At 67.9% G+C, this 22,149-nt stretch carries 21 protein-coding genes and 1 pseudogene; 13 read left to right on the forward strand and 9 right to left on the reverse strand.

Going from position 1 to position 22,149, the window contains the following annotated elements; all coding sequences use genetic code 11:
* Window positions 1-55: 55 nt before the first annotated feature.
* On the reverse strand, window positions 56-1,138 hold the full coding sequence (locus tag ABR738_RS20745) for an inositol-3-phosphate synthase (protein WP_350231485.1): 1,083 nt from the start codon (window positions 1,136-1,138) through the stop codon (window positions 56-58).
* Between the two features lie 50 nt (window positions 1,139-1,188).
* Complete coding sequence (locus ABR738_RS20750) at window positions 1,189-1,872, reverse strand: PadR family transcriptional regulator (RefSeq protein ID WP_267058324.1); 684 nt, start codon at window positions 1,870-1,872, stop codon at window positions 1,189-1,191.
* A 375-nt stretch (window positions 1,873-2,247) separates the two neighbouring features.
* On the opposite strand from ABR738_RS20750, the gene ABR738_RS20755 reads away from it, so the two are divergent.
* Together ABR738_RS20755 and ABR738_RS20760 are read left to right on the forward strand one after the other, a co-directional pair.
* A complete protein-coding gene (locus ABR738_RS20755) occupies window positions 2,248-4,941 on the forward strand; it encodes a transglycosylase domain-containing protein (protein ID WP_350231486.1) in 2,694 nt (897 codons plus the stop codon).
* Between the two features lie 144 nt (window positions 4,942-5,085).
* The gene (locus ABR738_RS20760; protein ID WP_350231487.1) at window positions 5,086-6,594 is read left to right on the forward strand and encodes a glycosyltransferase family 87 protein; all 1,509 of its coding nucleotides are present in this window, start codon (window positions 5,086-5,088) and stop codon (window positions 6,592-6,594) included.
* Between the two features lie 87 nt (window positions 6,595-6,681).
* Here ABR738_RS20760 and ABR738_RS20765 read toward each other — a convergent pair whose 3' ends face one another.
* The 3 genes from ABR738_RS20765 to ABR738_RS20775 form a co-directional block, all read right to left on the reverse strand.
* Window positions 6,682-7,713 (reverse strand): alanine racemase, encoded by a 1,032-nt coding sequence (locus ABR738_RS20765; protein WP_350231488.1) that lies wholly within the window; start codon window positions 7,711-7,713, stop codon window positions 6,682-6,684.
* Between the two features lie 67 nt (window positions 7,714-7,780).
* Complete coding sequence (locus tag ABR738_RS20770) at window positions 7,781-8,899, reverse strand: lipid II:glycine glycyltransferase FemX (protein WP_350231489.1); 1,119 nt, start codon at window positions 8,897-8,899, stop codon at window positions 7,781-7,783.
* 144 nt (window positions 8,900-9,043) lie between these two features.
* On the reverse strand, window positions 9,044-9,355 hold the full coding sequence (locus ABR738_RS20775) for a hypothetical protein (RefSeq protein ID WP_350231490.1): 312 nt from the start codon (window positions 9,353-9,355) through the stop codon (window positions 9,044-9,046).
* Window positions 9,356-9,620: 265 nt separating this feature from the next.
* Between ABR738_RS20775 and rpsF the strand changes: the two genes are divergently transcribed.
* From rpsF to rplI, 4 genes are all read left to right on the forward strand, one after another.
* On the forward strand, window positions 9,621-9,911 hold the full coding sequence (gene rpsF, locus ABR738_RS20780; RefSeq protein WP_067162183.1) for a 30S ribosomal protein S6: 291 nt from the start codon (window positions 9,621-9,623) through the stop codon (window positions 9,909-9,911).
* 74 nt (window positions 9,912-9,985) lie between these two features.
* Window positions 9,986-10,573, forward strand: a complete 588-nt coding sequence (locus tag ABR738_RS20785; RefSeq protein WP_350231491.1) for a single-stranded DNA-binding protein — start codon at window positions 9,986-9,988, stop codon at window positions 10,571-10,573.
* Between the two features lie 43 nt (window positions 10,574-10,616).
* Window positions 10,617-10,853 (forward strand): 30S ribosomal protein S18, encoded by a 237-nt coding sequence (gene rpsR, locus ABR738_RS20790; protein WP_005315025.1) that lies wholly within the window; start codon window positions 10,617-10,619, stop codon window positions 10,851-10,853.
* 18 nt (window positions 10,854-10,871) lie between these two features.
* Window positions 10,872-11,318: a 50S ribosomal protein L9 gene (gene rplI / locus ABR738_RS20795; RefSeq protein ID WP_350231492.1), complete on the forward strand. Its 447-nt coding sequence runs from the start codon at window positions 10,872-10,874 to the stop codon at window positions 11,316-11,318.
* 108 nt (window positions 11,319-11,426) lie between these two features.
* Here rplI and ABR738_RS20800 read toward each other — a convergent pair whose 3' ends face one another.
* On the reverse strand, window positions 11,427-12,776 hold the full coding sequence (locus tag ABR738_RS20800; RefSeq protein ID WP_350231493.1) for an MATE family efflux transporter: 1,350 nt from the start codon (window positions 12,774-12,776) through the stop codon (window positions 11,427-11,429).
* A 423-nt stretch (window positions 12,777-13,199) separates the two neighbouring features.
* On the opposite strand from ABR738_RS20800, the gene dnaB reads away from it, so the two are divergent.
* On the forward strand, window positions 13,200-14,687 hold the full coding sequence (gene dnaB, locus ABR738_RS20805) for a replicative DNA helicase (protein WP_350231494.1): 1,488 nt from the start codon (window positions 13,200-13,202) through the stop codon (window positions 14,685-14,687).
* 461 nt (window positions 14,688-15,148) lie between these two features.
* Here the strand turns inward: dnaB and def are convergent, their stop codons facing one another.
* Window positions 15,149-15,811 carry a peptide deformylase gene (gene def, locus ABR738_RS20810; RefSeq protein WP_350231495.1) on the reverse strand — a complete coding sequence of 221 codons (663 nt, stop codon included), beginning with the start codon at window positions 15,809-15,811 and terminating at the stop codon, window positions 15,149-15,151.
* Window positions 15,812-15,924: 113 nt separating this feature from the next.
* On the opposite strand from def, the gene ABR738_RS20815 reads away from it, so the two are divergent.
* From ABR738_RS20815 to ABR738_RS20830, 4 genes are all read left to right on the forward strand, one after another.
* On the forward strand, window positions 15,925-16,500 hold the full coding sequence (locus ABR738_RS20815; RefSeq protein WP_350231496.1) for a helix-turn-helix domain-containing protein: 576 nt from the start codon (window positions 15,925-15,927) through the stop codon (window positions 16,498-16,500).
* A gap of 116 nt (window positions 16,501-16,616) precedes the next feature.
* Window positions 16,617-17,195, forward strand: a complete 579-nt coding sequence (locus ABR738_RS20820) for a TetR/AcrR family transcriptional regulator (protein WP_350231497.1) — start codon at window positions 16,617-16,619, stop codon at window positions 17,193-17,195.
* Between the two features lie 80 nt (window positions 17,196-17,275).
* Window positions 17,276-18,058 carry an oxidoreductase gene (locus tag ABR738_RS20825; RefSeq protein ID WP_350231498.1) on the forward strand — a complete coding sequence of 261 codons (783 nt, stop codon included), beginning with the start codon at window positions 17,276-17,278 and terminating at the stop codon, window positions 18,056-18,058.
* Between the two features lie 106 nt (window positions 18,059-18,164).
* A complete protein-coding gene (locus ABR738_RS20830) occupies window positions 18,165-19,568 on the forward strand; it encodes a serine hydrolase domain-containing protein (protein ID WP_350231499.1) in 1,404 nt (467 codons plus the stop codon).
* A gap of 66 nt (window positions 19,569-19,634) precedes the next feature.
* Here ABR738_RS20830 and ABR738_RS20835 read toward each other — a convergent pair whose 3' ends face one another.
* Entirely contained in the window at window positions 19,635-20,087 is a 453-nt protein-coding gene (locus ABR738_RS20835; protein ID WP_350231500.1) for a GNAT family N-acetyltransferase, read from the reverse strand.
* 24 nt (window positions 20,088-20,111) lie between these two features.
* A complete protein-coding gene (locus tag ABR738_RS20840; protein ID WP_350231501.1) occupies window positions 20,112-20,570 on the reverse strand; it encodes a MarR family winged helix-turn-helix transcriptional regulator in 459 nt (152 codons plus the stop codon).
* Between the two features lie 138 nt (window positions 20,571-20,708).
* On the opposite strand from ABR738_RS20840, the gene ABR738_RS20845 reads away from it, so the two are divergent.
* Together ABR738_RS20845 and ABR738_RS20850 are read left to right on the forward strand one after the other, a co-directional pair.
* Window positions 20,709-21,920 carry an MFS transporter gene (locus tag ABR738_RS20845; protein ID WP_350231502.1) on the forward strand — a complete coding sequence of 404 codons (1,212 nt, stop codon included), beginning with the start codon at window positions 20,709-20,711 and terminating at the stop codon, window positions 21,918-21,920.
* A gap of 3 nt (window positions 21,921-21,923) precedes the next feature.
* Window positions 21,924-22,130 (forward strand): annotated as a pseudogene (locus ABR738_RS20850) (heme-binding protein); the annotation flags it as partial.
* Window positions 22,131-22,149 lie beyond the last annotated feature (19 nt).

Here is a 22,149-nt window from a genome sequence, read left to right on the forward strand (position 1 = left end):
CCCCGTGCGCACCGGGCGCACGGGGACCCTCGACGGTCCTGGGGAGGGGCGAGCTCTAGCGCTCGACCTCACCCTTGATGAACTTCTCGACGTTGGCGTAGGCCTCGTCGTCGAAGTACTGGACCGGCGGGGACTTCATGAAGTAGCTCGACGCCGAGAGGATCGGGCCACCGATGCCGCGGTCCTTGGCGATCTTCGCGGCGCGCAGAGCGTCGATGATGACACCCGCGGAGTTCGGGGAGTCCCAGACCTCGAGCTTGTACTCCAGGTTCAGCGGGACGTCGCCGAAGGCGCGGCCCTCGAGGCGCACGTACGCCCACTTGCGGTCGTCCAGCCAGGCCACGTAGTCCGAGGGACCGATGTGGACGTTCTTCTCGCCCAGGTCGCGGTCGGGGATCTGCGAGGTGACGGCCTGCGTCTTCGAGATCTTCTTCGACTCGAGGCGGTCGCGCTCCAGCATGTTCTTGAAGTCCATGTTGCCGCCGACGTTGAGCTGCATGGTGCGCTCAAGACGGACACCGCGGTCCTCGAACAGCTTGGCCATCACGCGGTGCGTGATGGTGGCGCCGACCTGCGACTTGATGTCGTCGCCGACGATCGGGACGCCCGCCTCGGTGAACTTGTCCGCCCACTCCTTGGTGCCGGCGATGAAGACGGGGAGAGCGTTGACGAACGCGACCTTGGCGTCGATGGCGCACTGCGCGTAGAACTTCGCGGCGTCCTCGGAACCGACCGGCAGGTAGCAGACCAGAACGTCGACCTGCTTGTCCTTGAGGACCTGGACGATGTCCACCGGAGCCTCGGGGGACTCCTCGATGGTCATGCGGTAGTACTTGCCGAGACCGTCCAGGGTGTGGCCGCGCTGGACCGTGACGCCCTTGTTCGGGACGTCGCAGATCTTGATGGTGTTGTTCTCGCTGGCGCCGATGGCGTCCGACAGGTCGAGGCCGACCTTCTTGGCGTCGACGTCGAACGCGGCGACGAACTCCACGTCACCGACGTGGTAGTCGCCGAACTGGACGTGCATCAGACCCGGGACCTTGGCGGCCGGATCGGCGTCCTTGTAGTACTCGACGCCCTGCACCAGCGAGGCGGCGCAGTTGCCCACGCCGACGATGGCTACGCGAACCGAACCCATTCCGGTTGCTCCCTGTTAGATCTCTTCGAAGCCCTGCGTACGCAGGCACTTCAGTTGGCGGTGTCCTCGGACGGATCCGGCCGGGTGCTGTCCCGGTGCCGGGGCAGACCGCCCGTCTCTCCTGATGTGTGGTCCTGCTGAGCGGAGCCGGTGGCGGGACCGGATCGCTGATCCCGCCCCGCTCGCTCGCTCTCGATGAGCTCGTTCAGCCAGCGCACTTCGCGCTCCACGGACTCCATGCCGTGGCGCTGCAGCTCAAGCGTGTAGTCGTCCAGGCGCTCGCGCGTACGGGCCAGGGAGGCGCGCATCTTCTCCAGACGCTCCTCCAGCCGGCTGCGACGCCCTTCCAGCACGCGCATCCGCACCTCGCGCTCCGTCTGGCCGAAGAAGGCGAAACGGGCGGCGAAGTGCTCGTCCTCCCAGGTGTCGGGGCCGGTGTGGGAGAGCAGCTCCTCGAAGTGCTCCTTCCCCTCCGCCGTCAACCGGTAGACGATCTTGGCGCGGCGCCCTGCGAGTGAAGCGGCCAGCGCTTCCTCGGGTGCGCTGCCCGGCTCCTCGATCAGCCAGCCGTTGGCGACCAGCGTCTTGAGGCAGGGATAGAGGGTCCCGTAGCTGAAGGCCCGGAAGATCCCCAACGACGTGTTGAGCCGCTTGCGCAGCTCGTAACCGTGCATCGGGGCCTCGCGGAGCAGCCCGAGTACGGCGAATTCGAGGATGCCGGAGCGCCTGCTCATCCTTCGCCTCCTCGACGGTCGGGGACCTTTATGCCGTGCTGATGTATCGACTCGATACATCAGCACGATAGGGCGGCGCGGCAGTCGCGGCAAGAGGGGCCATGGTGAACGGCGTCACATCCTGGATTCACAGGCAGCAAGTTGCCTGATTTGGGGTGAACTTCGGCCCTAGGGAGGTTTTGAGCGTGCGTAGTCTGTGCGCCATGCAGACCACTGTGTGCCGAGTGACGTCAGGGGGCGTCGGCGTGTTCCACGCCATCGGCACACGGGACGCAGTGCGGCGGTGTCCCACGCGGGACCGCGGCGCACACCGGGGGGACAGGAACTCAGCTGCCGTTTCCAGGCGCTCTCGCCTGCCCGAGGAGTAGTCGTTCGATGAGCGAGCACCGTCGCAAACCGCCGCAGCCCCAAGGCGGTGGACGTGCTGCGGCCCGACGCGCCGCGCAGCAGCCCCCCGGTCGCAGGGGGGCTCGGCCGTCGGCCCATTCCCCGTCGGAGCCGTACGGATCGACGTCCGCCCCTCGGGAGGAGGAGCCCTCCTACGGCGGCCGGGCCGAGGCGCGCCGCGCCCAGCGAGGCGGAAGCCGAAGGCGCGGCGCGGATGTGGCGGGTCCTCCCCGTGGCCCGGGAAGGCGGCCGGGCAGGGCGGGTGCGGCGGGTGGCAAGCCGCCCAAGAGGCGGTTCATCGACTACCCGCGCTTCGGCAGGCAGGGGTGGCGACGATGGGTGCCGTCCTGGAAGCTCGTCAGCGCCTGCTGCCTGGGCTGTTTCGGCCTGCTTGTCGCCTTCATCGGCGTGGCTTACTACATGGTGGCCATTCCGGATGTCGCCCAGGCGGCGAAGGCCCAGAACAACGTCTACTACTGGGCCGACGGGTCCCAGATGGTCGCCACCGGCGGCGAGGTCAACCGCCAGATCATCCCGTACGAGCAGATCCCCAAGGCGATGCAGTACGCCGTCATCTCGGCCGAGAACAAGACCTTCGAGACCGACAGCGGCGTCGACCCGCAGGGCATCGCCCGCGCCCTGCTGAACATGGCCAAGGGCGGCCAGACCCAGGGCGGCTCGACCATCACCCAGCAGTACGTGAAGAACGCGCAGCTCGACGACCAGTCGCAGACGATCAGCCGCAAGTTCAAAGAGCTCTTCATCTCCATCAAGGTCGGCGCGACCACGAAGAAGTCCGAGATCATGGCGGGCTATCTGAACACCGCCTACTACGGCCGGGGTGCCTACGGTCTGCAAGCGGCGGCCCGTACGTACTACAGCAAGGACGCCAAGGACCTGGACCCGAGCCAGTGCGCCTTCCTCGCCTCATTGCTCAAGGGCGCGACCTACTTCGACCCGGCCGGCGCCCCCGAGATCGATCCCGCGGCCACGGCGGAGCAGAACACCAAGAACGCCACCGAGCGCTGGGCCTGGATCCTCGACCAGGAGGTCAAGGACAAGCACATGGCCGCCGCCGAGCGCGCCAAGTACCGCCTGTTCCCGATGCCCGACAAGCCGAAGAAGAGCGCGAACCTGAGCGGGCAGATCGGCTACCTGGTGTCCTTGGCCCAGGCGTCCGCGAAGAACAGCAACCCGGACATCAACATGGCCCAGGGCGGCTACCAGATCTACACGACCTTCGACAAGAAGAAGGTCCAGGAGATGGAGAGCGTGGTCCAGAAGGTCCGGGACAAGAACATCGACCCGAAGAAGCGCCCCGACGTGGACACCTTCGTCCAGTTCGGCGCCGCATCGGTGGATGTGAAGACCGGGGCCATCGTGGCCATCTACGGCGGTGACGACGCCACCAAGCACTTCACCAACAACGCCGACGAAACCGGCGCCCAGGTCGGCTCGACCTTCAAGCCGTTCGTCCTGGCGGCCGGGATGGAGTACGGAAAGCGCGACCCGAACAAGCCGGCCTCCCAAAGCGACTCGGCCCGCACCCCCGTCTCGCCGGACAGCATCTACAGCGGCAAGAACAAGCTGAAGATCAAGAACTACGACGGGAGCGTCTGGAAGGACCAGAACGGCAACGAGTGGCTTCAGACGAACGACGGCAATGAGTCCTACAACCCGCCGAGCTACGCCATCGACCTGCGCTACGCCATGCAGGAGTCGGTGAACACGCCCTATGTGCAGCTCGGTATGGACGTCGGCACCGACAAGGTGAAGCAGGCCGCCATGGCCGCTGGGCTGCGCGACAGCAAGACCAGCATGGCCTCCTCCAGCGTGCCGTCGTTCTCCATCGGCACGTCGTCGCCCAGCGCGATCCGGATGGCCGGCGCGTACGCCACGTTCGCCGCGAGCGGCACACAGCGCGACCCGTACTCCGTGACGTCCGTGAAGAAGGACGGCAAGGTCATCTTCCAGCACGAGGACCAGGCCAAGAGCGCCTTCCCCGCCGCCGTGGCCAACAACGTCACGGACGTGCTGAAGACCGTGGTCGACAAGGGCACCGGAACCAACGCCAAGCTCAGCGGGCGTCAGGTGGCGGGAAAGACCGGTACCACCGACGGCAACCGGTCGGCATGGTTCGTCGGCTACACCCCCCAGTACTCGACCGCGGTCGGCATGTACCGGCTCGACGACAACGAGACCAGCAAGAAGCGCGAGTTCTTGAAGATGTTCGGGACGGGCGGCCAGGAGAAGATCCATGGTGCGTCGTTCCCGTCGACCATCTGGCACGACTACATGGAGCAGGCGCTGGGCAACTCCCCCGCACTCTCCTTCCCGGCTCCCGAAAAGATCGGTGACAAGGTCTACGGCGGCGGCATGTCGCCCAGCCCCACCCCGGTTCCGACCCCCAGCACCGTGCCTTCGCCGTCTCCGTCCATCAAGCCGTCCCACACCCCCTCGGCCTCCCCGTCCCCGAGCCCCAGCGCCTCTTGCAGCAAGTGGGACTGGACGTGCAACGACACGGGTGGCACCAACCAGGGCCCGACGACGGGCGGTGCGGACGGCGGGCCGCTGCCCAGCCCGACGCCCACCCGATCCAAGCCCGGCGGGCCGGGCACTGGCGGAGGCGGTGGCGGACCGGGCGGCGGGCCCGGGGGCTGGTTCGGAGGAACCGGCGGATAGCGCGGCCGACTGACGACGGGGGGTGTGTTTCACGTGAAACACACCCCCCCCGTTTCACGTGAAACGGCGTTCGCTCGCGATGTCGTTTCACGTGAAACACGGCTGCTCCCCGTATCCACAGCGGTGTACGGCAGGATGTCCGGCATGACGAGCGAGACGAGCCCCCGTGTGTACGAGGACCGGCGCGGAGACTCCGCAGAACCCGTCGTGCGCCCCACGGAGCAGGACGAGGTCGCCGCAGCGGGCAGCCAGCTGATCGGTGGCCCGATCGGCCGCTGGGCCAGGCCCGGCCACCGTTGGCTCACGCCGGTCAGGATCGTCGTGCTCGTCGCGCTCGGCATGTTCGCCCTGGGGATGGCCCAGAAAGTGCCGTGCTACGACTGGGCCTGGTTCCGGGGCGCCAATTCGCAGTACACGCACGCCTGTTACTCGGACATCCCCCACCTGTACTCGTTGCGTGGGTTCGCCGACAACCTGGTGCCGTACTTCGACCGCCTCAACGGCGACATGAACTACCTCGAATACCCGGTGCTTACGGGGCTGTTCATGGAAGTCGCCTCCTGGCTCACTCCGGGCAGCGGCGACATGCAGCACCGCGAGCAGATGTACTGGATGGCCAACGCGGGCATGCTGATGGTCTGCACGGCCGTGATCGCCGTCTGCGTGGCGCGCACGCACCGTCGCCGCCCCTGGGACGCCCTGCTGGTCGCCCTCGCCCCTGCCTTCGCGCTCACGGCCACCATCAACTGGGACCTGTTCGCCGTGGCTCTCACCGCGGTCGCCCTGCTGATGTGGTCGCGCAGCCGTCCGCTGGCCTTCGGGATCCTGATCGGCCTCGCGACGGCCGCGAAGCTCTACCCCGTACTGGTCCTCGGGCCGTTGCTCGTCTTGTGCTGGCGGGCCGGCAAATGGCGGGAGTTCGGGGCGGCGGCGCTGGGGGCCGCAGGTGCCTGGCTGATCGTGAACCTGCCGGTGATGCTCCTGGCGCCCGAGGGGTGGAAGAAGTTCTACACCTTCAGCCAGGAGCGGTCCGTCGACTTCGGATCGTTCTGGCTGATCATTTCGCAGCGCACGGGCAAGGGCCTGGACACCGATCTGGTGAACACGCTGGCTCTGCTCCTGATGGTGCTCGCCTGCGCCGGCATCACGGTGCTGACCCTCACCGCGCCGCGCCGCCCTCGCTTCGCCCAGCTCGCCTTCCTGGTCGTCGCCGCGTTCATCCTCACCAACAAGGTCTACTCACCGCAGTACGTTCTGTGGCTGATCCCGCTGGCCGCGCTTGCCCGGCCCCGTTGGCGGGACTTCCTGATCTGGCAGGCCGGTGAGGTCGCCTACTTCCTCGGAATCTGGCTGTACCTCGCGTACACCATGAGCGGGGAGAAGCACCAGGGCCTGCCGCCCGAGGGCTATCAACTCGCCATCGCCGTGCACCTGTTGGCCACGCTGTACCTGTGCGCCGCAGTGGTGCGCGACATCCTGATGCCGGAACGGGACGTCGTACGCCGCGACGGGTCGGACGATCCGTCCGGCGGGGTGCTCGACCGCGCCGAGGACGTCTTCGTGCTCGGCCAGGCGGCCCATCCCCCGCGGCACGCGGTCACCCTCGAAGAAGGACCACGGGTCGAGTGGGGCGCGCGCACCTCGGCGTCCTGAAGGACGTACGAGCACGGCTCGGGCCCCTGACCGGCGGCGGCTGTCGCCGGTCAGGGGCCCGAAGTGTGCGGGGCGGGAGAGTCCCGTCTAGCGCTCGATGAGGCGGTCGAACTGCGTCGTCGTGTGGCGCAGGTGAGCCACCAGCTCGTCGCCCACGCGCGGCTCCTGCGAGTCCGAGGGCACGAACAGGATGGAAACCTGCATGTGCGGCGGCTCCGCGAACCAGCGCTGTTTGCCCGCCCAGACGAACGGCGACAGATTGCGGTTGACGGTGGCCAGTCCCGCGCGGGCCACTCCCTTGGCGCGCGGCATCACGCCGTGCAGGGCCTTGGGAGCTTCAAGCCCGACACCGTGGGAGGTGCCGCCCGCGACCACGACCAGCCAGCCGTCGGAGGCCACCTTCTGCTGGCGGTAGCCGAACCGGTCGCCCTTGGTGACCCGCGTGACGTCGAGGACGGAGCCCCGGTACTCAGTCGCCTCGTGGTCGCCGAGCCACAGCCGCGTACCGATGCGCGCCCGGAAGCGGGTCTGCGGGAACTGCTGCTGCAACCGGGCCTGCTCCTCGGCGCGCAGATGGCTGACGAACATGGTGTGCAGCGGCAGCCGGGCCGCGCGCAGCCGGTCCATCCACGCGATGACCTCCTCGACGGCGTCCGAGCCGTCGGTGCGGTCCAGCGGAAGGTGCAGCGCGAAGCCCTCGAGGCGTACGTCCTCGATGGCGGAGCGGAGCAGACCAAGCTCCTCCTCCTTCACGCCGTGGCGCTTCATCGAGCTCATGCACTCGATGACCACCCGGGCGCCCACCAGAGCGTGCACACCGTCCACGGAGGAGACGGAGCGGATGACCCGGTCGGGCAGCGGCACCGGCTCCTCGCCGCGCCGGAACGGCGTCAGGACGAGCAGGTCGCCGCTGAACCAGTCCTTGATCCGTGCTGCCTCGTAGGTGGTGCCGACCGCCAGGATGTCCGAGCCGAACCGGGACACCTCGTCCGCCAGCCGCTCATGGCCGAAACCGTAGCCGTTGCCCTTGCAGACCGGGACGATGCCCGGGAACTGGTCGATCACGGACTTCTGGTGCGCCCGCCAGCGAGCGGAGTCGACATAGAGGGTGAGCGCCATGGCCGTCCGGACCTTTCTGATGACTGCGAGGTGTCGCAGATACGAGGAACGAGATTACGCAACCGGGTCAGCGGCGCGACATATACATGTCCAGCGCCTTGTGGAGCAGCTTGTTGAGCGGGAAGTCCCACTCACCGAGGTATTCGGCAGCCTCACCACCGGTACCCACCTTGAACTGGATGAGGCCGAACAGGTGGTCGGTCTCATCCAGCGAGTCGGAGATGCCGCGCAGGTCGTAGACCGTCGCCCCCATCGCGTAGGCGTCACGGAGCATCCGCCACTGCATCGCGTTGGAGGGCCGCACCTCGCGGCCGATGTTGTCGGAGGCGCCGTAGGAGTACCAGACGTGCCCGCCGACGACGAGCATGGTCGCGGCGGACAGGTTCACTCCGTTGTGGCGCGCGAAGTAGAGCCGCATGCGGTTGGGGTCCTCGGAGTTGAGGACCGTCCACATGCGCTGGAAGTACGACAGGGGGCGCGGCCGGAAGTGGTCGCGCACCGCGGTGATCTCGTACAGACGCTGCCACTCGGCCAGATCCTCATAGCCTCCCTGCACCACCTCGACGCCGGCCTTCTCGGCCTTCTTGATGTTGCGGCGCCACAGCTGGTTGAAGCCCTTGAGGACGTCGTCCAGGGAGCGGTTGGCCAGGGGGACCTGGAAGACGTAGCGCGGCTGGACGTCACCGAATCCCGCGCCGCCGTCCTCGCCCTGCTGCCAGCCCATCTTGCGGAGCCGGTCGGCCACTTCGAAGGCCCGCGCCTCGATGTGCGTGGCCTCGACATCGCGCAGCCGCTTCACATCGGGGTCCTGGATGCCGGACTTGATGGCGGCCGAGTCCCAGCGGCGGATGACGACGGGCGGGCCCATCTTCACCGAGAAAGCGCCCTGCTGCTTGAGGTGGGCGAGCATCGGCTTCAGCCACTCGTCCAGGTTGGGGGCGTACCAGTTGATGACCGGGCCCTCGGGCAGGTACGCCAAGTAGCGCTTCACCTTGGGGAGCTGACGGTAGAGAACCAGGCCGGCGCCTACGAGCTGCTCGTTCCTGTCGAACCAGCCAAGGCTCTCCGAACGCCATTCCGTCTTGACGTCAGCCCACGCCGGGACCTGGCAGTGGCTCGCCGAGGGCAGGTTCTGGATGTACGCCAGATGCTGCTCACGGCTGATGGTCCTCAGGGTCAGGCTCATGCGGGGCGCTCCTCGGCAGGTGTGTCCCCATGGGGTCAGGGGCTCCGGCTCTCGTGCCGAAGCCTACTGGGCCACAGGAGCGCCCTCGATGGCCGCACGGCACACCGCCGTGCGGCATCCCGCGGTGCCGGCCGCCGCGCCGCGTCAGCCGACGACGCCGCCGAAGAGACCGCCGTGGGCCATGCCGAGGAAGAACCCCACGGCGCAGGCACCGAGTCCGAGGATCAGCAGGAACCGCTCACGCGTGGTCGCCGAGATGAACTGGCCGTACGCACCAGTGAGGATTCCGATCAGGCCGGCCCACGAGCTGACCAGGTGGAGGTTGTAGAACCAGGCCGTGGTGAAGGACAGCACGCCCAGGACGACCGTGACGGCCATGAACGTGTCCTGGAGGGGATGGGCCTTGCCGTCGGTGGCGAAGAGGGACGGGGCATTCGGTCGGACTGCTTGTGCCATGGGGCACCTCCTGGCGGAAGGCGGCGCAGGGTGACGCCGCACACACCCGATCTGTACAGATTGCGTCCCCCGTCCACCGGATTTCAACCGGAAGCGGGTCAACAGGTACTCTGGACGGTCTGCACCGGTGTCAGCCGTGCCCGCATGCCCTCCCACTCCTCACGGAGGGGGATTGTCAGTGGGGGCGGATACCGTTGCTTACGCATCACGACCCTCCTGCCACGGAACGACCGTGGCCGCTGAGTCCAAAGGAGGTGGGTTCCACATGCGTCACTACGAGGTGATGGTCATCCTCGACCCCGATCTGGAGGAGCGCGCTGTCTCTCCCCTGATCGAGAACTTCCTTTCCGTCGTCCGTGAGGGCAACGGAAAGGTCGAGAAGGTCGACACCTGGGGCCGTCGTCGTCTCTCCTACGAGATCAAGAAGAAGCCCGAGGGCATCTACACGGTCATCGACCTCCAGGCCGAGCCTGCGGTCGTCAAGGAGCTCGACCGTCAGATGAACCTGAACGAGTCGGTCCTCCGGACCAAGGTCCTCCGTCCCGAGACCCACTGAGCTTCCGCTCAGAGGCAATCGGGTCCGAGTAGCAACACAGCAGCCAGCAGCAATCCCCGCCGAGAGGTTCATCCATGGCAGGCGAGACCGTCATCACGGTCGTCGGCAATCTCGTCGACGACCCCGAGCTGCGCTTCACCCCCTCCGGTGCGGCCGTCGCGAAGTTCCGTGTCGCGTCCACTCCCCGCACCTTCGACCGTCAGACCAATGAGTGGAAGGACGGCGAGAGCCTGTTCCTGACCTGCTCGGTCTGGCGGCAGGCGGCTGAGAACGTCGCTGAGTCGCTTCAGCGAGGCATGCGCGTCGTCGTGCAGGGCCGGCTGAGGCAGCGGTCCTACGAGGACCGCGAGGGCGTCAAGCGCACGGTCTACGAGCTGGACGTCGAGGAAGTCGGCCCCAGTCTCAAGAACGCCACGGCCAAGGTCACCAAGACCACCGGTCGCGGCGGCCAGGGTGGATACGGCGGCGGCGCTCAGCAGCAGGGCGGCAGCTGGGGCGGAGCTCCCAGCGGTGGCCAGCAGGCCGGCGGCGGTGCCCCCGCCGACGACCCGTGGGCCTCCAGCGCGCCGGCCGGCGGCGGACAGCCGCAGCAGGGTAGCGGCGGCGGTGGCGGCTGGGGCGGAAGCTCCGGCGGCGGCTACTCGGACGAGCCGCCCTTCTAGGGCTGCTCGCTACCCCACATCTTGATCACACAGGAGAAACACCATGGCGAAGCCGCCTGTGCGCAAGCCTAAGAAGAAGGTCTGCGCTTTCTGCAAGGACAAGACCGCTTACGTGGACTACAAGGACACGAACATGCTGCGGAAGTTCATTTCCGACCGCGGCAAGATCCGTGCTCGCCGCGTGACCGGCAACTGCACGCAGCACCAGCGTGACGTCGCCACGGCCGTCAAGAACAGCCGTGAGATGGCGCTGCTGCCCTACACGTCCACCGCGCGATAAGGGAAGGGTGACCGAAAAATGAAGATCATCCTCACCCACGAGGTCTCTGGCCTCGGCACTGCCGGCGACGTCGTTGACGTCAAGGACGGCTACGCTCGCAACTACCTGGTCCCGCGTGGTTTCGCGATCCGCTGGACCAAGGGTGGCGAGAAGGACGTCGCGCAGATCCGTCGTGCGCGCAAGATCCACGAGATCGCGACCATCGAGCAGGCCAACGAGGTCAAGGCCCGTCTCGAAGGCGTGAAGGTGCGTCTGGCTGTTCGCTCCGGCGACGCCGGCCGTCTCTTCGGCTCCGTCACCCAGGCTGACGTCGCTTCGGCGATCAAGGCCGCCGGTGGCCCGGACGTGGACAAGCGCCGCGTCGAGCTCGGTTCGCCGATCAAGACCCTGGGTGCCCACCAGGTGTCCGTGCGTCTGCACGCCGACGTTGTCGCGAAGCTTGGCGTCGAGGTCATCGCCGCCTAAGCACAGCGTTGCAGAAAGGGCCGTACCCCCCGGGGTGCGGCCCTTTCTCCGTTTCACGTGAAACAACGTCGGGCGTGGTTGGGCCCTCCTTGTCCGGCCATTCTTGGGTCAGCGCGTCGCGCCAGTGACCAGCCAGCGTCCCGATCGAGCCCGCCAGGTGAGGGTCAGCATGCGGACCACCATCATCAGCGCCATCGCCCACCAGAGCTCGGTCAGACCGCCGCCGAGTGCCGGCACGAGCAGCGCGGCGGGGACGAAGACGACGAGAGTCACCACCATGGCCCTCGCCAGATAGACGCCGTCACCGGCACCCATCAGGACGCCGTCGAGTACGAATACGACTCCGGCCACCGGCTGGACGAGGGCCACCACCAGCAGGGCGGGGAGCAAGGCGTCCTGGACGGTGTGGTCGCCGGTGAACAGCGGGATGAAGAACGGACGGGTGGCCACCACGAGGAGGCCGAGCAGCACGCCGGAGGCGATACCCCACTCGACCATGCGGCGACAGGCCTGACGGGCGCCCTTGGCGTCGCCGGCCCCCAGATACCGGCCGATGATCGCCTGCCCGGCTATGGCGATCGCATCCAGGGCGAAGGCCAGCAGGGTCCACAGGGACAGGATGACCTGGTGCGCGGCGACATCGGCGTCGCCCAGGCGGGCGGCCACGGCGGTGGCGACCATCAGCACGGCCCGCAGCGACAGCGTACGAATCAGCAGAGGCACGCCCGCGCGGGCGCTGTTTCGTATGCCGACGGCGTCAGGACGCAAGGAGGCACCGTGTTCGCGCGCCCCGCGCACGACGACGACGAGGTAGACGGCAGCCATGCCGAGCTGGGCGATGACCGTGCCCCAGGCCGAGCCGGCGATGCCTAGCCCGGCTCCGTAGACGAGCCCCAGATTCAGTGCGCCATTCACGGCGAAGCCGCCGACCGCCACGTACAGGGGCGTCCTGGTGTTGTGAAGTCCGCGCAGTACGCCGGTCGCGGCGAGCACGGCGAGCATGGCGGGTATACCGAGGGCCGATATGCGGAGGTAGGTGGTGGCATAGGGGGCCGCGGTGTCCGAGGCGCCGAGCAGGGAGACGAGCCAAGGGGCACCGGGAAGCACCGCGGCGACGACCGCCGCTCCAAGGAGCAGGGCGAGCCAGATGCCGTCCATGCCCTGACGTATCGCCCCGGGCAGGTCTCCGGCGCCCACGCGCCGGGACACGGCGGCGGTGGTGGCGTACGCGAGGAAGACGAAGATGCTCACGGCGGTGGTGAGCAGGGGAGCGGCAATACCCAAACCGGCCAGTTGCGGGGTCCCCAGATGGCCCACGATCGCGCTGTCGGCCATCACGAAGAGCGGCTCCGCGACGAGCGCGCCGAAGGCCGGGACCGCGAGGGACAGGATCTCGCGATCGTGTCGGCGTCGGGAGGTGCGCCGGTCGTTCTCCGGTGCCACGGGAGCCTGTGTCATGGGGTCAATCTAATCTTCCACAGGTAACGGTCGCAATACATCAGTGGTCCTTACTTGTAAGCCCTGATCCTGTTCTTCCCCAGCCCGGGTCCCCTGATCTTGAGCCAGTCGGGAAAGTTTTTCTCCCCCACAGCCGGTGGACGGAGAAGGTGCAGGTCAGCCCCTTGATGATGGAGAGGCTATGACTTTGTCCACAGTGCTGTCCCCCGGTCCGTGCACAGGTTCAGAACACTTCTCCACAGCATCCGGTCCTTCGTCCACATGCCCTGTGGATAACCAGATTGGCTGACGCCGCTCCCGGGCCTAACGTGGTCCGGCGCCCGACGCGCCGGAACCGGAGTCGGGCATCTCGTTTTGTCAGTGTCGTGCCGTAGAAAGAGTGGCACGGCTAGGTCCGCGGAGCGGACGGGAGGAGGTGGCCCGGTGAGCATTCCCGAGCCGTTGGACGAGCCCTGGGCCGATACCGGTCCGAGCGACCGTCTGCCTGTTTCCCGCCAGCGCCGCGACAGCGAGGTGCGAGGCCGCGGGCGGGGCCGGGACGATCAGCACGACCGGGGCCAGGACGACTGGGACGGCGGGTCGTCCGGCTTCGAGCGCGTACCCCCGCAGGACATCGACGCCGAGCAGTCGGTGCTCGGTGGCATGCTGCTCTCCAAGGACGCCATCGCGGACGTCGTGGAGATCATCAAGGGTCACGATTTCTACAAGCCGGCGCACGAGACCGTCTATACGGCGATCCTTGATCTCTACGCCAAGGGCGAGCCCGCGGACCCCATCACGGTCGCCGCAGAACTGGTCAAGCGCGGTGAGATCACCCGGGTCGGCGGCGCCTCGTATCTGCACACCCTGGTCCAGTCGGTGCCGACGGCTGCCAACGCCTCCTACTACGCGGAGATCGTCCACGAACGGGCGGTGCTCCGCCGGCTCGTGGAGGCGGGCACCAAGATCACGCAGATGGGATACGCGGCGGACGGAGACGTCGACGACATCGTCAACTCCGCGCAGGCCGAGATCTACGCGGTCACCGAGCAGCGCACCAGCGAGGACTACCTGCCCCTCGGCGACATCATGGAGGGCGCGCTCGACGAGATCGAGGCGATCGGGTCGCGCAGCGGCGAAATGACCGGGGTGCCCACCGGGTTCACCGACTTCGACTCGCTCACCAACGGCCTGCACCCCGGCCAGATGGTCGTCATCGCTGCCCGTCCCGCCATGGGTAAGTCCACCCTGGCGCTGGACTTCGCGCGGGCCTGTTCGATCAAGCACAACCTGCCCAGCGTGATCTTCTCCCTCGAAATGGGGCGCAACGAGATCGCGATGCGTCTGCTGTCCGCCGAGGCGCGGGTCGCCCTGCACCACATGCGCTCGGGCACCATGACCGACGAGGACTGGACGCGGCTGGCCCGCCGCATGCCGGACGTCTCCCAGGCGCCGCTCTACATCGACGATTCGCCGAACCTGTCGATGATGGAGATCCGCGCCAAATGCCGCCGTCTGAAGCAGCGCAACGACCTTCGGCTCGTCGTCATCGACTATCTGCAGCTGATGCAGTCGGGCGGCTCGAAGCGGGCCGAGAGCCGCCAGCAGGAAGTCTCGGACATGTCGCGAAACCTGAAGCTCCTGGCGAAGGAGCTCCAGTTGCCGGTGATCGCCCTCTCGCAGCTGAACCGTGGCCCCGAACAGCGCACGGACAAGAAGCCGATGGTCTCCGACCTGCGTGAGTCGGGCTCCATCGAGCAGGACGCGGACATGGTCATCCTGCTGCACCGAGAGGACGCGTACGAGAAGGAATCGCCCCGTGCGGGCGAGGCGGACCTGATCGTCGCCAAGCACCGTAACGGCCCGACGGCGACCATCACCGTCGCCTTCCAGGGCCACTACTCCCGCTTCGTGGACATGGCTCAGACCTGATGAGGCCTACGGGGCAATGGCTTCACGTTTACGACCACGGGCCCCGCTTCGGTGACCAGGAGATGGTCCGCCATCCCGGCAGAGCGCCTCACCCAGCTCTACCTCGAAGAACTCCGGTCCTCCAGCAGGTTGCCACCCTTACGGGCCTCTCGCGCAGAGTCCTGACCGATCTCGCCAAGGAGTACGGAATCCCGCTCCGCGAGGGCTCACAGGACTCCAGGCGCCGCGGCGCCATCGAACGGGACTGGCTCCTTGAGCAGTACGTCCACCGCCGCCGAACTCTGCCGGACCCTGCCCGTGAAATCGGCATGAGTACCGCGAACGTGGGCCACGGGCCCACACCCACAACATCGCCCTTCGGCCACGCGGTGGAGCCGCCACCCCCCCGCCCTCCGCACCCCCGAGCAGGCCGCAGGATGCGGCCCCCTTCGGCAGAAACGTGGCCGCTTCCACCAGGCGTCTCATTGGCCCAAGCGGGACGTCTTGATCGCGCGTTGGGCGAAGACGTCCTCACGGCGCTCTGCCATCTGCCGTAGCGCGTCTTTGCGATGGCGCTTGGAGAGTCGGTCGAGATAGGTGTGACCCAAGAGGTGGTCGGTCTCGTGTTGCAGACACCTGGCGAAGTAACCCGTTCCTTCGATGACGAGGGGGTTGCCGTCCTTGTCGAGCCCGCGAGCGACGGCACGATCGGTGCGGGGGACCGGCATGCGCGCACCGGGCACGGACAGGCAGCCCTCGAAGTCGTCAACGAGTCGGCGGTTACCCGGATCCGGCAGGTCCAGAACCGGGTTGATGATGTGGCCGACATGGCGGATCCCGTAGTCGTCCGGGCAGTCGTAGACGAACAGCCGCAGGCCGACAGCCACCTGGTTGGCAGCCAGGCCGGCTCCGTCGGCCACATACATGGTCAGGAACATGTCGTCGATCAACGCCGACAACTGCGGAGTGCCAAACTCGGTCACCTCCCGACACGGACGGCTCAGTACCTCCTCACCCACCACCGTGACCCTGCGAACCGAACCGCGTTCCGCCTCTGGTGGCAGAGCCGGACAGGCGTCCACCGGGCGGCCTTGGACACGGACTCGTCGGTCGACGGGACGGGACCGCTCGTGACGAACAGACATACGCATCTCCCCTTTTTACGCACGTCACAGATGCCACGGGGGTCACCGCAGCTGATGACTTCAATAAGGACTACGGCTTGCCAAGCACTTTGCAAAGTAGCAAACTTTGCAAAGTGACTAAGGATGATGTCTACAGCCCGGGCGGGACAGCCGGCAATAGCGAAGAACTGCGCGAGCACGAGATCCGCACAGCCTTGCTGGACCTACTGGCTGAAGTCGGCACCGTCACCGCGACCGAAGCCGCCTCCCGACTGGGCCATAGCTCTGGCCTCTGCTCATTCCACCTACGGCAGCTCGCACGTCACGGACGTATCGAAGAGGCTCCCCACAGCGGGGGCCGGGCACGTCCTTGGCGTCTGAAGCAGCAGGCCCACGCTGCCGACGCGCCTATGGAGGAGCAGTTCGGCGACCTGGCCCGCGGGCTGGAGGACGAGAGCTGGCAGCGATGGCTGACCCAGCGAGACGAGGCTCCGTCCCAATGGCGCCACGACGAAGCCTTCAGCGCCGTTGCCTATTTGACACCCGCAGAGATGAGCCGGGTCGCGGACGTGATCCAACGGGCCCTCGCGCCCTATCGGGACCGCGAACAACGCCCCCTGGCCCGGCCGGACGGCGCCCGTCCGGTGGCCCTCATCGCCCGACTGTTCCCGCTGCTGCCCCACACAGCAGACGGCACGGACCAGGGCTGAGGAGTCGTCGACCGCTCCGCACTCACTTGCGCGCGCCACCGGGACGATGACCCGCCCGGATCCGATGCCGGCGCTTTCTTGACTTGTGGGTACAGAAAAGTGGTAGGGTCCTTGTCATGGGAAGGGCGAAGCAGTTCGATCCGGATGTCGCCGTCGAGCAGGCCATGGAGGTGTTCTGGAGCAAGGGGTATGCCGGGACCACCCCCCAGGACCTCGTCGACGCGCTCGGCATCGGCAAGGGCAGCCTCTACAACGCCTTCGGCAGCAAGCACGCGCTGTTCGAGCGGGCGCTTCGGCGGTACCGCGACAGTCAGGCCGTCGCCCTGATCGAGATGCTGGAGGAACCGGGGCCGGTCAAGGCGCGGCTGCGTACGGCGCTGGAGGCGCTGGCCGTGATGGACCTCGCCGATCCGGACCGCCGGGGGTGCATGGCGGTGAACACCGCGGCCGAACTCGCCGCGACGGATGACGTGGCCGCCGAGCTCGTACGCCGCATGTTCGACCGCACCGAAGCCGCGTTCCAGGCTCTGATCGAGCAGGGGCAGCGCTCGGGCGAGATCGCGCCCGACCGCGATCCGGCTGCGCTGGGAAGCATGCTCCTGAACACCATCATTGGTCTGCGGCTCATCGCGCGCGTCGCCGAGGGGCCCGGCCGACTGGCTCGCGTGATCGACGCGACGCTCGACTCCTTCTGACTGACCCTCCAGGCGGCATCCATTCCGCCTGGAGGCTTTGTGCCCACATTTTGTACCTGAAGTTCAAGAATTGGAGTGTCGTGCACCTCAATCTGGCGTCCAAGACAGCTGTTGTCACCGGTGCGAGCCGGGGCATCGGACTCGCGACCGTGCGTTCCCTGGCCGAAGAGGGCGTCCGCGTCGTCGGGGCCGCCCGCACCATCACCCCCGAACTGGAGCAGACCGGCGCCTACGCGGTCTCCGCCGACCTGAGCACCGCTGAAGGTGTCGCCCATCTGATGGACCGGGCCTTCGCCGAGCTCGGTGGTATCGACCTGCTCGTGAACAACGTCGGCGCGGGTGACGATGTGGAGCCCGTCGGGTTCCTCGACACCGACGATGCGCAGTGGGCCCGCATCTTCGATCTCAACCTGCTCAGCACGGTCCGTGCCAGCCGGGCGGCGCTGCCCAGCCTCGTCGAACGCCGCGGAGCGATCGTCAACGTCTCGTCCGTCAACTCCCGTCTGCCCGCCGCTGGCCCGGTCGCCTACAGCGCCGCCAAGGCGGCCCTCGCGGCGCTCGGGAAGTCCCTGGCCGAGGAGTTCGGGCCCCAGGGCGTGCGGGTGAACACCGTCTCCCCGGGTGTGGTCCGCACCGCCATCTGGGAGGACCCGGACGGCTTCGGCGGCAGGGTGGCGGCAGGGGCCGGGGCGGAACACGCGGCGTTCCTCCAGCGGCTCCCGGAGGCGTTCGGCATCACCACCGGTCGCATCACCGAGCCCCAGGAAGTGGCGGCTCTGATCACCTTCCTGCTCTCCGATGTCGCCGGCAACATCTCAGGCGCCGACTACGTCATCGACGGCGGCACCATCAAGACGCTCTAGCGAAAGAACGCCACCCGTCCCGCCTGCGGCCTCCGGCGGACGCAAGTGCGGGACGGCGGCGAAATGGTGTCGACGGGGGGCGGGGCTGGCGGTTAGACCTGGCTCCATGACTTCATTCACCTCCCCCGTATCACCGGCCCCTTTCGAGGAGTTGCTGCCCGCGACGCGGCGTGCCCTGCTGCACCGCGTCGCGGTGGAGCAGTCCCGAGGGCGGGCTCCCTCGCTCGTCGCGGCTGTGGCGCGCGACGGCCGGATGGTGTGGTCGGGGTCGCGCACCTCCGTCGACGGGCACGGTCCGGATGCGGATGTGCAGTACCGCATCGGCTCCATCACCAAATGCTTCACCGCCGTGCTGGTGCTGAGGCTCCGTGACGAGGGGCTGCTGGACCTCGGCGACCTGCTGGAAGCGCATCTGCCCGGTACCGCGGCCGGTGGGGCCACGATTGCCCAACTCCTTTCCCATACCGCCGGTTTGGCGGCCGAGGCACCCGCGCCCTGGTGGGAACGGACAGCCGGTGACCTTCGGCCCGAGCTCGTCGATGTACTGGGCGACCGGCCGGCTCCGCATCCGGCGGGACGAGTGCACCACTACTCCAACCCTGGCTACACGCTGCTCGGCTCCCTGGTGGAGGCGGTACGCGGCGTGTCCTGGGAGGAGGCGCTGCGGAACGAAATCCTGGTACCGCTGGGGCTCGACCGGACGAGTACGCACCCGATGGACCCCCACGCGGACGGGTGGGCCGTGCACCCCTGGGCCGATGTCCTGCTGCCCGAACCGTCGGAAGACCTGGGGCTGATGGCGCCCGCTGGACAGCTGTGGTCGACGGCGGCGGACCTCTGCCGGTTCGCCCTCTTCTTGGCCGAGGGCGACGAGCGGGTCCTGAGCGCCGAATCCGTGGCGGAGATGCGCGCCCCGGCGGTGGCGCCGGAGGCCGGCGCCTGGGACAGCGGGTATGGACTCGGCCTGCAGCTCGCCCGGACCGGAGGACGTGAACTCGCCGGCCACACCGGCTCACTGCCCGGATTCGTCGCCGGTCTCTGGGTGAGTGTGGCCGACGGGGTGGTTGCCGTCGCGCTGGCCAACGCGACCTCCGGGCCGCTGTGCGGCACGCTGGCGGCCGATCTCGTGGAGATCGTGGCGAAGGCCGAGCCACGCTTCCCCGTACCCTGGCGCCCCCTCCCCGAGGCGGACGAGCGGCTTCTCGCGCTCACCGGGCTTTGGTACTGGGGCACCCACGCCTACGGGCTGCGGCTCACCACCGGCGGGGGCGTGGCCCTGGAGCCGTTGCGCGGCTCCGGGCGGCCTTCCCGGTTCAAGGCCGACACGGAGGGGACGTGGACGGGACTTGACGGCTACCACCGCGGGGAGACGCTGCGTGCGATGGTGCGGTCCGACGGCTCCGTGAGCCACCTCGACCTCGGGTCTTTCGTGTTCACCCGCGAGCCGTATGGCCCCGAGGCGGCAGTCGTGCCGGGAGGCGTGGACCCCGAAGGCTGGCGGGGCGTCTGACGTTTCACGTGAAACGGGCCGACCCTGAGAGCCGGAACAGGTCGGTGTTTCACGTGAAACACCGACCTACAGGGGCTTCTTGAACCCCACATGGGAGGCCTCGAACCCCAGCCGCTCGTAGAACCGATGTGCGTCGGCGCGGCTGGCGTCCGAGGTCAGCTGGACCAACTGGCAGCCCTGGCGCCTCGACTCCTCCACGGCCCACTCGATGAGCTGGGTGCCGAGACCGCTGCCTCGCTCCGCGCCGTGCACGCGCACACCTTCGATGACCGAGCGGGTGGAACCGCGGCGGGACAGGCCGGGGATGACCGTGAGCTGGAGCGTCCCGACGACCTCGCCACCCCGGTCAGCCACCACTACGTGCTGATTCGGGTCATCGACGAGCCGGTCGAACGCGGTGCGATAGGGCGTGAGGTCGTCCGGCGACTCGCGCACCGCGCCCAGCGGATCGTCCGCGAGCATCGCCACGATCGCAGGGATGTCCTCGGTCCTCGCGGGTCTGATCTTCAGATTGGTCATGATCGGGACGATACGCCCGGCCCCTCAGGCGGCGACGTGAAGCTCCTCGACCGCGCGTACCAGGGGCGCCAGCTCCGCTTTCTTCGCGGCCTCGTCCAATGCCTCGCGCAGCGCCCGGTCATTGGTGGGCCGGGCCTCGGCGAGCAGGACGAGGCCGGCCTCGGTCACATCGGTGTAGATGCCACGCCGGTCGGTGTCGCAGAGGTAGCGGGTCAGCAGGCCCCGGTCTTCCAGACGGGACACGAGCCGGGTCGTGGCTGACTGGCTGAGGACCACGGCGTCAGCGACCTGCTTCATCTGGAGGTGGCCGCCCGGACCGCTGTGCTGGCGGCTGAGGACGTCGAGCAGCGAATACTCGCGCACGCTGAGATCGTGCGCCGACTGCAGTGCGCGTTCGATATGGGCGTCGATCCTGCCGTGCAGCAGGGAGAGCGCACACCAGCCCTGGGCGAGGGCAGTGAGAGCGGGGTCCGTCGCGGTCATGCGGGTGTCCTCCGTCCGGAGCGGCTTGTCCTCAGGATAGTCCACTATTGCAATAGCCCGCGTTTGCATTTAGTGCGCGTCTGCAATTATTGTGTACGCCTGTAAGGGCCTTACGCAATCTCCTGGAGGGTGCAACCCATGCCACTCGCGCTCCTAGCCCTCGCCATGGGGGCGTTCGGTATCGGCACCACGGAATTCGTGATCATGGGGCTGCTACCCGAGGTGGCCGGCACCTTCGACGTCTCCATTCCCACCGCCGGATACCTGGTCAGCGGCTACGCGGTCGGCGTGATGTTCGGCGCGCCGCTGATGACCGTCCTCGGCACGAGGATCTCCCGCAAGCGGATGCTGACGCTCCTGATGGGCTTCTTCATCGCAGGAAATGTGCTCTCCGCGGTCGCGCCCGCCTTCGGGTTGATGCTGGCCGGACGGCTCGTCGCCTCGCTCGCGCACGGCGCCTTCTTCGGGATCGGCTCGGTCGTCGCGGCCGATCTGGTCGCTCCGGAGAAGAAGGCGGGTGCGATCGCCATGATGTTCACCGGCCTGACCGTGGCCAACGTGGTGGGAGTGCCGGCCGGCACCCTCATAGGGCAGCAAGTCGGCTGGCGTGCGACGTTCTTCGTGGTCGCGGCGCTCGGAGTACTCGGTCTGCTCGGCGTCGCCAAGCTCGTCCCGGACATGCCGAAGGCCGAGGACGTACGGCTGCGGCACGAGATCGCCGCGTTCCGCAACGTCCAGGTGCTGCTCGCCATGGCGATGACCGTGCTCGGCTTTGGTGGAGTGTTCGCCGCGATCACCTACATCACCCCGATGATGACGGGTGTCGCCGGTTACGCCGACACCTCTGTCACCTGGCTGCTTGTCCTCTTCGGGCTCGGCATGGTCGCGGGAAACCTCATCGGGGGCCGGTTCGCGGACCGCGCGCTGATGCCGATGCTCTTCGTGTCGTTGTCCGGGCTCGCCGTGGTCCTGGCGCTGTTCACGGTGGCCGCCCACGACAAGCTCGCCTCGGCCGTCATGGTGTTCCTCATCGGCGCACTCGGGTTCGCCACGGTGCCCCCGCTGCAGAAGCGCGTGCTCGACCAGGCCGCGGGCGCTCCCACCCTGGCCTCCGCCGTGAACATCGGCGCCTTCAACCTCGGCAACGCTCTTTCCGCCTGGCTCGGCGGCATCGTCATCGCGGCCGGGTTCGGCTACACCGCGCCCAACTGGGTCGGCGCCGCACTGGCCGCGTCCGCCGTCGTGCTCGCCGTCGCCTCCAGCGTTCTGGAGCGCCGTACGAACGCGAACGCGCGGCCAGTCACGGACAGGGTGGCCGAACCGACACCGGCCACCACGGCCCCTCACTGATCAACTGCCGACCTCGTGGACGCCGTCCAGCCGGGCGGCCTCTTCCACACGCTGCCGACGGCCCTTGACCGGCCGCTCCTCTTCATCGCGGGAGGCGTCCCCGTTCAGCGGGACGGGCGTCTCGTCGGAGCGATAGGCGTGGGCGGCGGCGCCCCTGAGCAGGACCACGCGTTCGCGAGCGCGGCGGTGGAGTCCCTGACCGGGAGCTGATCACCCCGTACGCCCTCAA

Source organism: Streptomyces sp. Edi4 (assembly GCF_040253615.1).
Classification (GTDB): Bacteria; Actinomycetota; Actinomycetes; order Streptomycetales; family Streptomycetaceae; genus Streptomyces.

Bases quoted from the DNA above. Each gene is read 5' to 3' on its own strand.
- ABR738_RS20845 (WP_350231502.1), top strand. From the start codon at position 20,709: ATGCCACTCGCGCTCCTAGCCCTCGCCATGGGGGCGTTCGGTATCGGC.
- rpsF (WP_067162183.1), top strand. From the start codon at position 9,621: ATGCGTCACTACGAGGTGATGGTCATCCTCGACCCCGATCTGGAGGAG.
- ABR738_RS20800 (WP_350231493.1), bottom strand. From the start codon at position 12,776: ATGACACAGGCTCCCGTGGCACCGGAGAACGACCGGCGCACCTCCCGA.
- def (WP_350231495.1), bottom strand. From the start codon at position 15,811: ATGTCTGTTCGTCACGAGCGGTCCCGTCCCGTCGACCGACGAGTCCGT.
- ABR738_RS20750 (WP_267058324.1), bottom strand. From the start codon at position 1,872: ATGAGCAGGCGCTCCGGCATCCTCGAATTCGCCGTACTCGGGCTGCTC.
- ABR738_RS20745 (WP_350231485.1), bottom strand. From the start codon at position 1,138: ATGGGTTCGGTTCGCGTAGCCATCGTCGGCGTGGGCAACTGCGCCGCC.
- ABR738_RS20770 (WP_350231489.1), bottom strand. From the start codon at position 8,899: ATGAGCCTGACCCTGAGGACCATCAGCCGTGAGCAGCATCTGGCGTAC.
- ABR738_RS20835 (WP_350231500.1), bottom strand. From the start codon at position 20,087: ATGACCAATCTGAAGATCAGACCCGCGAGGACCGAGGACATCCCTGCG.
- ABR738_RS20775 (WP_350231490.1), bottom strand. From the start codon at position 9,355: ATGGCACAAGCAGTCCGACCGAATGCCCCGTCCCTCTTCGCCACCGAC.
- ABR738_RS20785 (WP_350231491.1), top strand. From the start codon at position 9,986: ATGGCAGGCGAGACCGTCATCACGGTCGTCGGCAATCTCGTCGACGAC.
- ABR738_RS20755 (WP_350231486.1), top strand. From the start codon at position 2,248: ATGAGCGAGCACCGTCGCAAACCGCCGCAGCCCCAAGGCGGTGGACGT.
- rpsR (WP_005315025.1), top strand. From the start codon at position 10,617: ATGGCGAAGCCGCCTGTGCGCAAGCCTAAGAAGAAGGTCTGCGCTTTC.
- ABR738_RS20820 (WP_350231497.1), top strand. From the start codon at position 16,617: ATGGGAAGGGCGAAGCAGTTCGATCCGGATGTCGCCGTCGAGCAGGCC.
- ABR738_RS20830 (WP_350231499.1), top strand. From the start codon at position 18,165: ATGACTTCATTCACCTCCCCCGTATCACCGGCCCCTTTCGAGGAGTTG.
- ABR738_RS20760 (WP_350231487.1), top strand. From the start codon at position 5,086: ATGACGAGCGAGACGAGCCCCCGTGTGTACGAGGACCGGCGCGGAGAC.
- rplI (WP_350231492.1), top strand. From the start codon at position 10,872: ATGAAGATCATCCTCACCCACGAGGTCTCTGGCCTCGGCACTGCCGGC.
- ABR738_RS20765 (WP_350231488.1), bottom strand. From the start codon at position 7,713: ATGGCGCTCACCCTCTATGTCGACTCCGCTCGCTGGCGGGCGCACCAG.
- ABR738_RS20840 (WP_350231501.1), bottom strand. From the start codon at position 20,570: ATGACCGCGACGGACCCCGCTCTCACTGCCCTCGCCCAGGGCTGGTGT.